At 65.5% G+C, this 12,422-nt stretch carries 14 protein-coding genes; 12 read left to right on the top strand and 2 right to left on the bottom strand.

All coding sequences use genetic code 11. From position 1 onward, the window contains the following. Window positions 1-223: 223 nt before the first annotated feature. Both PG887_RS12650 and PG887_RS12645 read left to right on the top strand, forming a co-directional pair. On the top strand, window positions 224-1,138 hold the full coding sequence (locus PG887_RS12650; protein WP_010674086.1) for a hydrogen peroxide-inducible genes activator: 915 nt from the start codon (window positions 224-226) through the stop codon (window positions 1,136-1,138). A 105-nt stretch (window positions 1,139-1,243) separates the two neighbouring features. Further along, window positions 1,244-1,693, top strand: a complete 450-nt coding sequence (locus PG887_RS12645; RefSeq protein ID WP_029314241.1) for a C40 family peptidase — start codon at window positions 1,244-1,246, stop codon at window positions 1,691-1,693. Between the two features lie 54 nt (window positions 1,694-1,747). Here the strand turns inward: PG887_RS12645 and PG887_RS12640 are convergent, their stop codons facing one another. Beyond that, entirely contained in the window at window positions 1,748-2,041 is a 294-nt protein-coding gene (locus PG887_RS12640) for a hypothetical protein (RefSeq protein WP_010674084.1), read from the bottom strand. A gap of 212 nt (window positions 2,042-2,253) precedes the next feature. Between PG887_RS12640 and PG887_RS12635 the strand changes: the two genes are divergently transcribed. From PG887_RS12635 to PG887_RS12620, 4 genes are read left to right on the top strand one after another with little or no spacing between them, the layout of a single operon-like run. Beyond that, window positions 2,254-3,684, top strand: a complete 1,431-nt coding sequence (locus tag PG887_RS12635; protein ID WP_270821865.1) for a coniferyl aldehyde dehydrogenase — start codon at window positions 2,254-2,256, stop codon at window positions 3,682-3,684. An 8-nt stretch (window positions 3,685-3,692) separates the two neighbouring features. Further along, on the top strand, window positions 3,693-4,283 hold the full coding sequence (locus PG887_RS12630; RefSeq protein WP_270821863.1) for a TetR/AcrR family transcriptional regulator: 591 nt from the start codon (window positions 3,693-3,695) through the stop codon (window positions 4,281-4,283). Further along, the gene (locus tag PG887_RS12625; RefSeq protein ID WP_113977966.1) at window positions 4,273-4,800 is read left to right on the top strand and encodes a hypothetical protein; all 528 of its coding nucleotides are present in this window, start codon (window positions 4,273-4,275) and stop codon (window positions 4,798-4,800) included. The genes PG887_RS12630 and PG887_RS12625 overlap by 11 nt, the downstream gene beginning before the upstream one ends. A gap of 16 nt (window positions 4,801-4,816) precedes the next feature. Continuing rightward, on the top strand, window positions 4,817-6,001 hold the full coding sequence (locus tag PG887_RS12620; RefSeq protein ID WP_270821862.1) for an iron-containing alcohol dehydrogenase: 1,185 nt from the start codon (window positions 4,817-4,819) through the stop codon (window positions 5,999-6,001). Window positions 6,002-6,015: 14 nt separating this feature from the next. On the opposite strand, the gene cysM is transcribed toward PG887_RS12620, so the two are convergent. Further along, window positions 6,016-6,906 (bottom strand): cysteine synthase CysM, encoded by an 891-nt coding sequence (gene cysM, locus PG887_RS12615; RefSeq protein WP_128273275.1) that lies wholly within the window; start codon window positions 6,904-6,906, stop codon window positions 6,016-6,018. 154 nt (window positions 6,907-7,060) lie between these two features. Here cysM and PG887_RS12610 point away from each other — a divergent pair, with 154 nt between their 5' ends. The 6 genes from PG887_RS12610 (at window position 7,061) to PG887_RS12585 (ending at window position 12,349) form a co-directional block, all read left to right on the top strand. After that, the gene (locus tag PG887_RS12610) at window positions 7,061-7,318 is read left to right on the top strand and encodes a GNAT family N-acetyltransferase (protein WP_270821861.1); all 258 of its coding nucleotides are present in this window, start codon (window positions 7,061-7,063) and stop codon (window positions 7,316-7,318) included. Beyond that, window positions 7,308-7,892 (top strand): nucleotidyltransferase family protein, encoded by a 585-nt coding sequence (locus tag PG887_RS12605; RefSeq protein ID WP_270821860.1) that lies wholly within the window; start codon window positions 7,308-7,310, stop codon window positions 7,890-7,892. Before PG887_RS12610 ends, PG887_RS12605 begins: the two co-directional genes overlap by 11 nt. Before the next feature lie 70 nt (window positions 7,893-7,962). Then, a complete protein-coding gene (locus PG887_RS12600) occupies window positions 7,963-9,786 on the top strand; it encodes a SulP family inorganic anion transporter (protein WP_182976443.1) in 1,824 nt (607 codons plus the stop codon). A 122-nt stretch (window positions 9,787-9,908) separates the two neighbouring features. After that, entirely contained in the window at window positions 9,909-11,255 is a 1,347-nt protein-coding gene (locus tag PG887_RS12595; RefSeq protein WP_010674075.1) for an MATE family efflux transporter, read from the top strand. Window positions 11,256-11,266: 11 nt separating this feature from the next. After that, window positions 11,267-11,857: a hypothetical protein gene (locus PG887_RS12590; RefSeq protein WP_039039859.1), complete on the top strand. Its 591-nt coding sequence runs from the start codon at window positions 11,267-11,269 to the stop codon at window positions 11,855-11,857. A gap of 276 nt (window positions 11,858-12,133) precedes the next feature. After that, entirely contained in the window at window positions 12,134-12,349 is a 216-nt protein-coding gene (locus tag PG887_RS12585; RefSeq protein ID WP_005313020.1) for a YdcH family protein, read from the top strand. Window positions 12,350-12,422 lie beyond the last annotated feature (73 nt).

Genomic DNA, 12,422 nt, shown 5'->3' with positions numbered 1-12,422 from the left:
CCGAAGGCCGATCCCCGTCACATCCCATGGCGGCGCCCCTTCAATGGCGCGGCACAAGGGGATAAGCTCCTGACCAATGAGGGGTGGCCAGCCCATCGGAGCAGGCCACCCCATGTGCGTGAGGCAGTGCGCCTGCCAGGGGGCACCGATTTGTCGGCGACAACGGGGCTTCTCGATGGTAGATTAATCAAATCAGATAGATAGCATCGATCGGGTTTCTCCTATGCAACGTTGGCCCAGCCTGAAGCAGCTCCAGTATCTGGTCGCTCTGGACGAGCACAAGAATTTCAACCGCGCCGCCAAGGCCTGCCATGTCAGCCAGTCGACCCTGAGTACCGGGATCCAGACCCTGGAGGACATGATGAACCTGCAACTGGTGGAGCGGGATCACAAGAGCTTCATCATGACGCCGGTCGGCATGGAAATCGTGGCGCGGGCGCGCAACCTGCTCTCCGATGCCCGGGATCTGATGGAGCTGGGGCAGCAGCAGGGGGGCGTCATGCACGGCACGGTGCGCCTGGGCTGCATCCCCACCATCGCCCCCTTCCTGCTGAGCAAGCTGCTGCAGGTGTGCGGCAAGGCCTATCCGGATCTGGAACTGCTGCTGCGGGAAGACACCACCACCAATCTGCTCAAGCAGCTGGAGCAGGGGCAGCTCGATCTGCTGATCCTGGCACTGCCGGTGGAGATCGGCGGCTTCCACAGCAAGACCGTCGGCCAGGATCCCTTCCACATGGTGATGCCCTCCCACATGGCGGCGGGCCTGCACATGCCGTTCGACTACAAGGAGCTGCCCAACCAGAGCATCTTCCTGCTGGAGCGGGAGCACTGCCTGACGGAGCACGCTGTGAGCGCCTGCCGGCTGCGGGACAAGAGCAAGATCAACCCGTTCGCCGCCACCAGCCTGCACACCCTGGTGCAGATGGTGGGGGCCGGTCTTGGCACCACCTTCCTGCCCCAGATGGCCATAGATGCGGGCATCCTCGACAACACGGACCTGGTGGCCATTCCCCTGCCCGGTGAGAAACCCTATCGGGAGATAGGCCTGGTGTGGCGCCCCAGCACCACGCGGGTACAGACCTTCTACAAGATTGCCGAGCTGCTGACGCCGCTCATTACCCCCAAACCGGCGGGGTGATCCAGTGGCTGCCCCACAGGCGGCCACTCGTCAATGCCGTTGTCATTCAGGTTCCAGGCAGGATCATCGTCTATGATGAACCCCGTGCCCTATCAAGGAGTTGAGATGTTTCGCACCTTGCTGCTGCCCCTGCTGGCCCTGCTTCTCGCCGCCTGCTCCAGCACGCCGGAGCCTCCCCCTCCCGTGCGCCAGAGCGGCGCATTCGACAACTTCTATCAGCAGTGGCGCGGCGTGCCCTATCGCATGGGCGGTACCAGCCGCGCCGGTCTCGACTGCTCCGCCTTCACCCAGCTCGCCTACAGCCAGGTGCTGGGCTTCACCCTGCCCCGCACCACGGAATCCCAGGCGAGCCTCGGCCGCCCGGTGGACAGATACCGTCTCCAGCACGGGGACCTGGTCTTCTTCAAGACCGGCTGGCAGCAGTACCACGTCGGGGTCTACACCGGGGCAGGTGAGTTCATCCACGCCTCCACCAGCAAGGGCGTGATCCGCTCGCGCCTCGACAACGTCTACTGGAACAGCCGCTACTGGCAGGCCCGCAGGCTGGTCCAGTAGGTGCGACCCCCAACATGAAAAGGCCCCGAGGGGCCTTTTCATGTTGTTGCCGGGTCAGTGCTTGCGGTGCCAGCGGGGCGAGGTGGCGCGCTCTCCCCAGGGGGTCATGCAGGGCAGCAGGGCCCCCTCGATGACGCCCTCATGGCTCGCCAGCGCCAGGGCAATCTTCTCGTGGAGCAGGCGCAGCAGGTTCTTCTCCTGGCCCGCCAGGGAGTGGCCTGCGGCGAAATACTCCTGCTGATGTTGCAGCGCCAGCTTCTGGGCAAACTCATAGGTATTGAAACTGTCCGGCATGCGCGCGATCACGTCATCCAGCCGGGCCAGCAGGCTATGCAATTCCCTGGTCATGTGCGGTTCTCCCTCCGAGTTGGTGACCCACAATTACCCCTTATTGGATATAAGACCAATCCGGATGCCTCAAAAATGGGAGCCCGGACACAGTTCCGGACAACGCCGCCCACTGGCAGCCACCCTCTGCCCCTGCCCGGTTTACAAGTCGGCAACGAATCGCTAGATTTGGACCGACTAATCAGTCGGTCACTTTTCGTGCGGAGCATGCCATGGACACCACCGTCACCCCCGCCTCACCGGACAAGTTCTCCCTCCCCGAGCAACTGCATCGGCTCAGGCAGGCCAGCCAGGCCACCCCCATGCCGGATCTGGCGTCCCGCCGCGCCAGACTTGACGCCCTCAAGCAGGGGTTGCTGCGCCACAAGCAGGCACTGTGTCAGGCCCTGGCCCGGGACTACGGCCAGCGCAGCGATTACGACAGCCTGATCGCCGATGTGCTCCCCTGCGTCATGCAGATCAACTACACCCTGAAACGGCTCAAGGGGTGGATGAAACCGGAGCGCCGTCATTCCGGCCTGCTGCTGGCACCCGCCAGGGTCGAGGTGCACTATCAGCCCCTCGGCGTGGTCGGCATCATGGTGCCCTGGAATTTCCCGGTGATGCTGAGCCTCGGGCCCTTCATCGGCGCCCTCGCCGCCGGCAACCGCGCCATGATCAAGCTCTCCGAGTTCACCCCTCACACCAACGCCGTGCTGCGCACCCTGCTCGATGAGGCCCTCGGCGGTGACGAGGTGGTGGTCATCGAGGGGGATGCGGGGATCGCGGCCGCTTTCAGCGTCCTCCCCTTCGACCATCTCATCTTCACCGGCTCCACGGCGGTGGGTCGGCTGGTGATGGCCGCCGCCGCCCCCCAGCTCACCCCCCTCACCCTGGAGCTCGGCGGCAAGAGCCCCTGTCTCATCGCCCCCGACATGCCCCTGGCCCTGGCGGTGGAGCGGATGATCTTCGGCAAGAGCCTCAATGCCGGCCAGATCTGCGTGGCCCCCGACTACGTGCTGCTGCCGAGGGGGCAGGAGCAGGCCTTCATCGAGGCCTATCAGGCCCATTTTCGCCGCCTCTACCCCAAAGGGCTCGAGAGCCCGGATTATGGCGCCATCATCAACGCCCCCCAGTACGAGCGGCTCACCGCCTGGCTGGAGGAGGCGAGGCAGGCCGGCGCCCAGCTCCACCCCTGCGTCACGCCCGCCCGGGATGACGCCACCCGCAAGCTGGTGCCCCACCTGCTGACCGAGGTGCCCGGCCACTGCCAGGTGATGCAGCAGGAGATCTTCGGCCCCCTGCTGCCCCTGGTGCCCTATGACGACATCGAGGAGGCCCTGGCCTATGTGGCGGCCCGGCCCCGCCCCCTGGCGCTCTATCTGATGAGCCTGGACGAGACGCTGCAGCGCCGCCTCATCCGGGAGACCCACGCCGGGGGCATGGCCATCAACGAGAGTCTGTTCCAGGTGGCTGCGGACGATGCCCCCTTCGGCGGCATCGGTCCCTCCGGCATGGGCCACTATCACGGCCGCGAGGGGTTTCTCACCTTCTCCAAGGCGAAAACCGTGCTGCGCCGCGGACGCTTCAGCACAGGCTCCCTCATTCATCCCCCCTATCGGCGCTGGTACCAGCGGCTGATGATGGCCCTGTTCCTGCGCTAGGAGGCGAGATGCGAGAGACCATGACCGACAAACGCCGCCAGATCCTGGATGCCGCCCTGGCCCTGTGCGCGGAGGATGGCCTGCAGGGCGCCGCCACCGCCCGCATCGCCAAGGCGGCCGGGGTGGCCAATGGCACCCTGTTTCATCACTTTCCCAGCAAGGAGGTGCTGATCCAGAGCCTCTACCAGGACATCAAGCTGCGCCTTGGCGCCGCCATCACCGAGGCCGATGCCGCCCTGCCGCTCCAGGCGCAGGCCCGCCACTACTGGCACCAGGCCATGGGCTGGATGCAGGCTCACCCCCGTGAGCTCAGGTTCGTGCTGGGCTTTTTCCACTCCCCCCTGCTGGCCCGCCCCCTGCGCAGCCAGATCCTGGCGGAGACCCTGCATTTTCTGCCGAGCCTGCTCGCCCGGGGCCAGGCCAGCGGCAAGCTGATGTTGGCCCCGCCGGCCCTGATGCTGGAGGTGTGCCAGGGCCAGTTTCTGGCCTGCGCCTCCCTCTTTGTCGATCAGCCTGAACTGGGAGAAGACCCCCACTGGCAGGAGAGCGCCTTCGCCCTCTTCTGGTCCGCCATCAGCGGAGGTTCCCATGCGCCCTGACGCCCTGCTTGCCACCGGCAGACGCCTCTGGATTGGCAGCCTGCTCTGGATCATCGGCCGCACCCTGTGCCGCGCCGCCCGGGTCGACGAGGCGGTGCGCCGCGAGCTTGCCCCCCTGCCGGACGGCCTCACCATCAGGCTGGAGGTAAACGGCATGACCCGGGGGCTGAGTCTCTACAAGTTCGCGGGGCGCTGGCACTGCGGTGAGGAGGCTGGCAGGGCGCATTCGACCTGTGCCCATAACGGCCCCCACCCCCTGCGGGTGCGCTTCAAGCACCCCGCCGTCGCCTTTCGCGCCCTCAGTTTTCGCCTCGGCATCAACCAGGCCTTTTGCGAAAACCGGCTGCTGGTGGAGGGGGATCTCGACGCGGCCATGCACCTGGTGCGGGCGCTTGAGCAGTTGCAGAGCCTGATCCTGCCCGCCTTCATCGCACGGCCCCTGCTTCGCCACTACCCGGACCCGCATCGCAAGCTCGCGCGGGCCTGCCACATCTATCTGGGTCTGCTGACCGGTTGAACACGAGGAGAACGGGATGAGCCGTTATTACGATTTTTTCTGCCCGGTCAAGCTGATGGCGGGGGAGCAGGCACTGGAGCAGTTGCCGGATGCCTTGAGGGGATTGGGGGCTGGCCGCCCGCTGCTGCTCACCGACAAGGGGGTCAGCGGCAGCGGGCTCGCCACCCTGCTGGCCGATGTGATGGCCGAAGGGGCCTTGCCGGTCGCCGCCATCTGGGACGAGATCCCGGCGGACTCCTCCACCGCCGTGGTGGAGCGGATCGCCCGCCACTACCGGGAGCTGGGCTGTGACAGCCTGCTCGCCCTTGGCGGCGGCTCCGTCATCGACACCGCCAAGGCGGTGAACATACTGGCGACCCTGGGGGGCGAGCGGCTGCTCGACTATGCCGGAGCGGATTGCCTGACCCGTCCCCTCAACCCCCTGGCGGTGGTCCCCACCACCGCGGGGACCGGCTCCGAAGTGACGCTGGTGGCGGTGATCAAGGATGAAGGGAGCGGGCGCAAGGTGCCCTTCACCTCCCCCTTCCTGCTGCCCCGGCTCGCGGTGCTGGATCCCCGCTTCACCCTGGGGCTGCCTCTGCCCATCACCGCCGCCACCGCCATGGATGCCATGACCCACGCCATCGAGGCCTTCATCGGCAACGGCAAGAACCCGGTCAGTGACGCCCTGGCCCTGATGGCGGTGGAGAAGATTGCCACCGCCCTGCCCAGGGTGCTGGCCCACCCGACGGACAAGGGCCTGCGGCTGCAACTGGCAGAGGGCTCCACCCTGGCGGGCATGGCGTTTTCCAACTCCATGGTGGGGCTGGTGCACGCCCTCGGCCACAGTCTGGGGGCGCGCTGCCACCTGCCCCATGGCCTCTGCATGAACCTCTTCCTGCCCACCGTGCTCGACTACAACCGGCCCGGCATCGACCCCGAGCTCGCCCGCCTGCTGCTGCCCCTGGTGGGGCCGGAGCGCTTTGCCGCGACCCCGGCCGAGGGGAGACCCCAGGCCACCATCGAGGCGTTGCAGGCACTGCGCGATACCCTGTGGCAGACGGTCAAGCTGCCCCGCACCCTGCGGGAGGCGGGCCTCACCGACAAGACGCTGCTGCCCGGGATCCGGGATCTCGCCATCAACGACGGCGCCCTGCTCTACAACCGCAAGGATGCGGACAGGGAACAGTTGCTGGCCCTGCTGGAGCGGGCCTGGGAGTAGCGGGCCCTTGCCCGTCAGGCATCGGGGGTGAAGACCCCGGTGGAGAGGTAGCGATCCCCCCGATCGCAGATGATCGCCACCACCACCCCCTGCCCGATCTCTGCCGCCACCCGCAAGGCCCCGGCCACGGCGCCACCCGAGCTGACACCGCAGCAGATCCCCTCCTCCCGCGCCAGGCGGCGCATCATGACGAGGGACTCTTCCAGTGTCACATCCAGCACCCCATCGACCCGCGCAGGCTCGAAGATGGCGGGCCGGTAGGCCTCGGGCCAGCGGCGAATGCCGGGGATCTGGCTCCCCTCGGCCGGTTGCAGGCCGATCACCGCCACCGCCGGGTTCTGCTCCTTGAGGTAGCGGGAGACCCCCATGATGGTGCCCGTGGTGCCCATGGCCGAGACGAAGTGAGTGACCGCCCCGCCGCTCTGGCGCCAGATCTCGGGGCCGGTGGAGCGGTAGTGGGCATCCGGGTTGGCGGGGTTGTTGAACTGATCGAGCACCAGCCCCTCCCCCCGCGCCTGCATGGCCAGGGCGAGGTCTCGCGCCGCTTCCATGCCCTCTTCCACCAGCACCAGCTCGGCGCCGTAGGCCTGCATGGCGTCGCGCCGCTCCTGACTCATGTTGCTCGGCATGATGAGTCGCATCCGGTAACCCCGGGACGCCGCCACCATGGCCAGCGCGATGCCGGTATTGCCGGAGGTGGCCTCGATGAGCCGGGCTCCTGGCGCTAAGTGACCACTCGCCTCTGCCTGCCTGATGAGGTTCAGCGCCGCCCTGTCCTTGACGGAGCCGGCGGGGTTGTTGCCCTCCAGCTTCACCAGCAGGGTGACGCCGGGGTGCGGATTGATGCGGCGCAGCGCCAGCAGCGGGGTGTTGCCTATCAGATCGTCCAGGGTGGCGAAGGCCATGACGGATCCATCCTCTCTCAATGTTCTATACCTTGCCTTGCGACCATTCGCAGGCCGGCCAGTGTAAGCGAGCCCGCCATGGGCGCAAAGAATGGCGTTGGCAAACCCTGTCCGCCATGTTCTGATCTTCCCATTCACCCAGAGAGGACTCCCGATGAGCGACATCCTTCACCAGGCCGATCAGCAGCAGTTTGTCTGCACCGTGGACGACAAGCTCTCCCGCCTTGCCTATCGCCGGCTGGACGCCACCACAGTGGACGCCTACAGCACCCAGGTTCCCCCCGAGCTGCGCGGACAGGGGATTGCCGACAAGCTGGCCCGCAGCTTCTACGACTGGACCCTCTCTGAGGGGCTCACCATAGTGCCGAGCTGCAGCTACATCGACGTCTGGTTGCGCCGCAATGCAGGTTGAAGCCGGGGCGCTGCGGGAGGCGCACCTGCGGGCCTGCACCGAGGCCCTGCTGCGGGCTGATCACCCGCGCATGGATTGCCTCCGGGCTGCGCGGGAGCTTGCCCTGCCCGACTGGGCCCTGGGGGCGGGGTTTGTGCGCAACCTCATCTGGGATCACCTCCATGACAAGGCCGAGCCCACCCCGCTCAACGACATTGATCTTATCTATCTGGACAGCGCTGATCCGACTGGATTGAAGGAGGCCGATCACGAAGCCTGGCTCGCCGCCAGGATGCCGGGCCAGTTGTGGGAGGTGCGCAACCAGGCCCGCATGCATCTGCGCCAGCAGGTGCCTCCTTTTGCCAGCTCGCTCTCGGCCCTCAGCCACTGGGTGGAGATACCCACCTGCATCGGGGTCCGCCTGCTGGCAGATGATGCGTTCGAGTGGCTGGCCCCCTACGGCTTTGCCCCCAACTGGTCCCTGGTGGTGAGCCCCAATCCGCGCTGTCGCCAGGAGAGCCGTATCTTTAGCGAACGGGTCAGGGCCAAGGGGTGGCAACGCATCTGGCCTGACCTTGTGGTGAACTGGCCATGAGCGGATTGCAAAGGGCCGACAACCTTGGGCACACTAAGAAAAAGATGTTTGTAACTCAATGGGTTAAATAATGCGCGACTTCTTCTCTCTCGAGCGCTGGCTGCCGGGGCTCGCCGCCTTGCTGCAATACCAGCGGGCCTGGCTGATGCCGGATCTTCGCGCTGGCCTCTCGGTCGCGGCCGTGGCCCTGCCCGTGGCCATCGCCTATTCGGAGCTCGCCGGGGTAGGCGCCATCGTCGGCCTCTACTCCTGCATCCTGCCCATGGTGGTGTACGCCCTCTTTGGCACCTCCCGTCAGCTCATCGTCGGTCCGGATGCCGCCACCTGCGCGGTGATCGCCGCCGTGGTAACGCCGCTCGCCGCCGGGGATCCCACCCGTCACTGGCAACTGGTGATGACCATGACCGCCATGACCGGCTTCTGGTGCCTCATCGCCAGCCGCTTCAAACTGGGGGTGCTGGCAGACTTTCTCTCCCGCCCCATCCTGATGGGGCTGCTCAACGGGGTGGCCATCACCATCATGGTGGGCCAGCTCTCCAAGATCTTCGGTTTCACCTTCAGCGAGCGCTACCTGATAGAGCGGATCCTGAACGGCACCAGCTACATTACCCAGACCCATCTGCCCACCCTGGCCATGAGCCTGACCGCTCTGCTCACCCTGCTGCTGGCCAAGCGCTACAGACCGGCCTGGCCCTCCTCCATGGTGGCCATGGTGGTGACGGCGGCCCTGGTGTGGCTGTTCAATCTCGGCCGCGTCGACATCGCCACCCTGGGGACCATCGGCTCGGGGCTGCCCGCCTTCCAGATGCCGGACTTTCCCCCCGGGCTTATCCGTGAGCTGGTGCTGCCCGCCCTCAACCTCGCCATGGTGAGCTTCGTCTCCATGATGCTCACCGCCCGCAGCTTTGCCGCCAAGAACGGCTACGAGATTGATGCGGACAAGGAGTTTAGGGCGCTGGGCATGGCGAACCTGGCGGCGGCGGCCTCTCAGGGCTTTGCCATCAGCGGGGCGGATTCGCGCACCGCGGTCAACGACGCCAACGGCGGCAAAAGCCAGCTGGTCTCCATCATCGCCGCCGCCGTCATCGCCCTGGTCACCTTCTACCTGACGGCGCCGCTGCAATACATTCCCACCGCCGCCCTCGGCGTGGTGCTGGTGATGGCCTCCCTGTCGCTCACGGATTTTCGCGGCCTCTGGGCCCTGCGCGAATCGGACCGCGCCGCCTTCTGGCTCGCCCTGGTGACCTTTGTCAGCGTGCTCACCATGGGGGTCATTCCGGGCATCACCCTCGCGGTGCTGCTAGGGCTGTTCCAGTTCCTGCGCAACGTGATGCGTCCCACCGACCAGCTGCTCGGCATGGACGACGAGGGCGTGGTGCGCACCCTGGGGGATAACGAGCAGGCCAAGGCGATTCCTGGCATCCTGGTCTACCGCTTCAACTCCCCGCTCACCTACTTCAACGCCCCCTACTTCAAGCGGCGGGTGCTGGCGCTGCTGGTGCAGGATCCCCACAATCCCAGGTGCCTGGTGGTGGATGCGGTGGCCTGCTTCACCCATCAGGACATCAGCGTGATGAGCATGGTGGGAGAGCTGCACAAGGAGCTCAAGCGGCGCGGCATCCACATGGTGATGGCCGGTCGGCACGGCCAGATGAGCCAGTGGTTCAAACAGGCGGGGATCCGGGTCGGCGAGGATGGCATCATCCTCTGCCCCGACATGTATCAGGCCCTGCGCATGACCCGCTGCTACCGGGAGCCGGTGTTCCGGGACGACGAGGGGGTGGAGAGCACCACGGATGCCCTGCTCACCCGCTGGCCGCACGATGACGACCTGCCCGACTCGGCGCGCCTCACCCGCCCCAGCGAGCAGGAGGCCGGCGCCACGCCGGTCTGAGACACATCCCCCGGTCACAGGCCCCCTCCTCCTGCGACCAGGATTGCACCCCGCCCCCGCTTGGTGTTAAATGCCCCTCCAGTTGGCCCTGACGAGGGCCATCGCCAGCACCTGGATATCCCATGCAGACTCAATCCCACGCGGGCCCGGGCTCCCTCTTCGCCCTGACCTGGCCACTGTTCATCGATCTGGCCCTCCACTTTCTGACCGGGGCCCTCAACACCTTCATGGTGGGCCACGTCTCCTATCAGGGGGTGGCGGCCCTCGCGGTGGGCAACCAGGTCTTCGATCTCGCCATCACCCTGTTCAGCTTCGTCAGCATCGGCACCAGCGTGGTGATCACCCAGTATCTGGGGGCGGGAGACAAGGAAAAAGCCCGCGTCGTCATCCACACCGCCATCGGTTTCAACCTGCTGGTGGGATTGGTGGCCGCGGTCGGCGTCATGGCGGGGGCCGGCACCATGCTGGCGCTGATGAACCTGCCTGCCCACCTGATGAGCGACGGCAGCCTCTACCTGCAGATCATCGGGCTTTGCCTGCTGCCGGAGGCGGCGGCCCTCTGTCTGGCCGCCACCCTGCGTGCCCACGGCCACACCCGCCAGGCCATGTACGTGACCCTCATCGTCAACCTCATCACCTTCGTCGGCAACCTGCTGCTGCTCTATGGCTGGTTCGGCCTGCCCCAGCTCGGGGTCGCCGGGGTCGCCATCAGCACGGTGGCGGGGCGCATCGTCGGGGTGGTGCTGCTGGTATGGCTGGTGGCGCGCAAGACCGGCATCCGGCTGCGTCTGCCCGAGATCGTCCGCCCAAGCCGCGCCATGCTGGACAAGGTGCTGCACATCGGGCTGCCGGCGGCGGGGGAGAACCTCTCCTGGATGCTGCAGTTCATGGTGGTGACCGCCTTCGTCGGCCTGCTCGGCGACAAGGCGCTGGCGACCCAGTCCTACTTCTTCCAGATCTGCCTGTTCATCCTGCTGTTCGGCCTCTCCATCGGCCTTGGCAACGAGATCATCATCGGCCACCTGGCGGGGGCCCGACGCTTCGATCAGGCCTATCGCCAACTGATGAAGAGCCTGAAACTCGGCCTCATCGTCACCGCCGCCATCGCCATCGCCGCCGCCCTCAACGGCCGCGCCATCATCAGCCTGTTCACCGACGACGCCGACATCATCACCCAGGTGGCGCAGCTCTTCCTCATCAGCCTCATCCTCGAACCCGGTCGCACCTTCAATCTGGTGGTGATCAACGCCCTGCGCGCCACCGGGGATGCCCGTTTCCCGCTCTACATGGCGCTCGTCTCCATGTGGGGCATTGCCGTTCCCCTGGCCTATTTCCTTGGTATCATGCAGGGCTATGGCCTGGTAGGCATCTGGCTGGCCCTCGCCTGCGACGAGTGGGTGCGCGGTCTGGCCATGTTCTGGCGCTGGCGCAGTCGTCGCTGGCAAAACAAAATTCTTGTCGAAACATAAGCGGAATCACCATGAAGAAAATCGGACTCTTGTTGACGGCCATCCTGCTCAGCCCGCTCGCCATGGCGCAAACCGCCCCGGCGACCCCCAAGGCGCAGGCTCCCCAGACCTGGTATGTGGCCCCCATCGTCATCGACGAGACCAGCGAAGCCCAGAAGGCCCTGACCAAGGAGTTCACGGCCCAGATGATCAAGACCATCAAGATCAACGAGTACCAGACCGGCAAGGCGGTGGGCAAGACCAAATCGCCCAAGTGGCTGATCCGCACCAAGCTGATGCCCGCAAGCCAAGAGCCCCTGGTCGGCAAGAAGCACCCGCAGGGCCTCACCTATGGCAAGGGCATCCCCACCCAGGAGATCGTCGGCGAGCTCATCATGAACGGTACCCTGGTGGCCCACATCGGTCAGGGCTGGCGCGAACCCATCGTGCCGGGCACACCGGTGGCGGAGAAGATCTCCATCGCCAACTACCAGTACGCCATCGGCAACGAGGCCAAGGCGCCGGATCTGGAAGAGCTGGCAGCGCAGATCGGTTTCGAGGCGGGCAAGGTGATTGCCAGAGACGGCAAGCCCCTGCCCGAGAAGAAAAAGAAAAAAGAGTAAACGGCTCACCCGTTTCCAGTCAGGGGCCTCGCGCCCCTTTCTGTTGCCCGCCCCGTTGCAGACCCCCTCTCCCGAATGTGAAGCGGATCCCGCTTCTTTCCTCTGCTGCCCCTGGGTCAGCAGGCAATCATCATGTAATTCAAACAGTTAAAAATCACCCTTCCCATGCAGCAATTCCGTGGCCCCGAATTGGATCGGGATCACGTTTCTCCCCGGCAGTAAGGGGTACTTTGGTCTTGCAGGCACAATCAAACGACAACAAGGAGGCTTCATTACATGTTTCCGGAGTACAGAGATCTCATCTCGAAACTGAAGAGCAGTGATGTCCATTTCCAGAAGAAGTTTGACTTGCACAACGACCTGGATGCGGAGATCAGAAAGCTGGAGAAACACCACGCCAGCGACTACAGCTCCGAGGTGAAGGATCTGAAAAAACAGAAACTTAAACTGAAAGAGGAGATATACGACATCCTCAAACAACATCCACACTAGACGCCTCGACGAATACCTGGATAAGCAACTTATCCTGCCAGCCCGGCCCGACGCCGGGCTTTTTATTGACCGC

This window comes from Aeromonas sp. QDB14 (assembly GCF_027707845.1).
GTDB classification, from domain to species: domain Bacteria; phylum Pseudomonadota; class Gammaproteobacteria; order Enterobacterales; family Aeromonadaceae; genus Aeromonas; species Aeromonas caviae.
The sequence above is the reverse complement of the archived record's forward strand: the minus strand, read 5'-3'. Positions and strand labels throughout refer to the sequence as shown.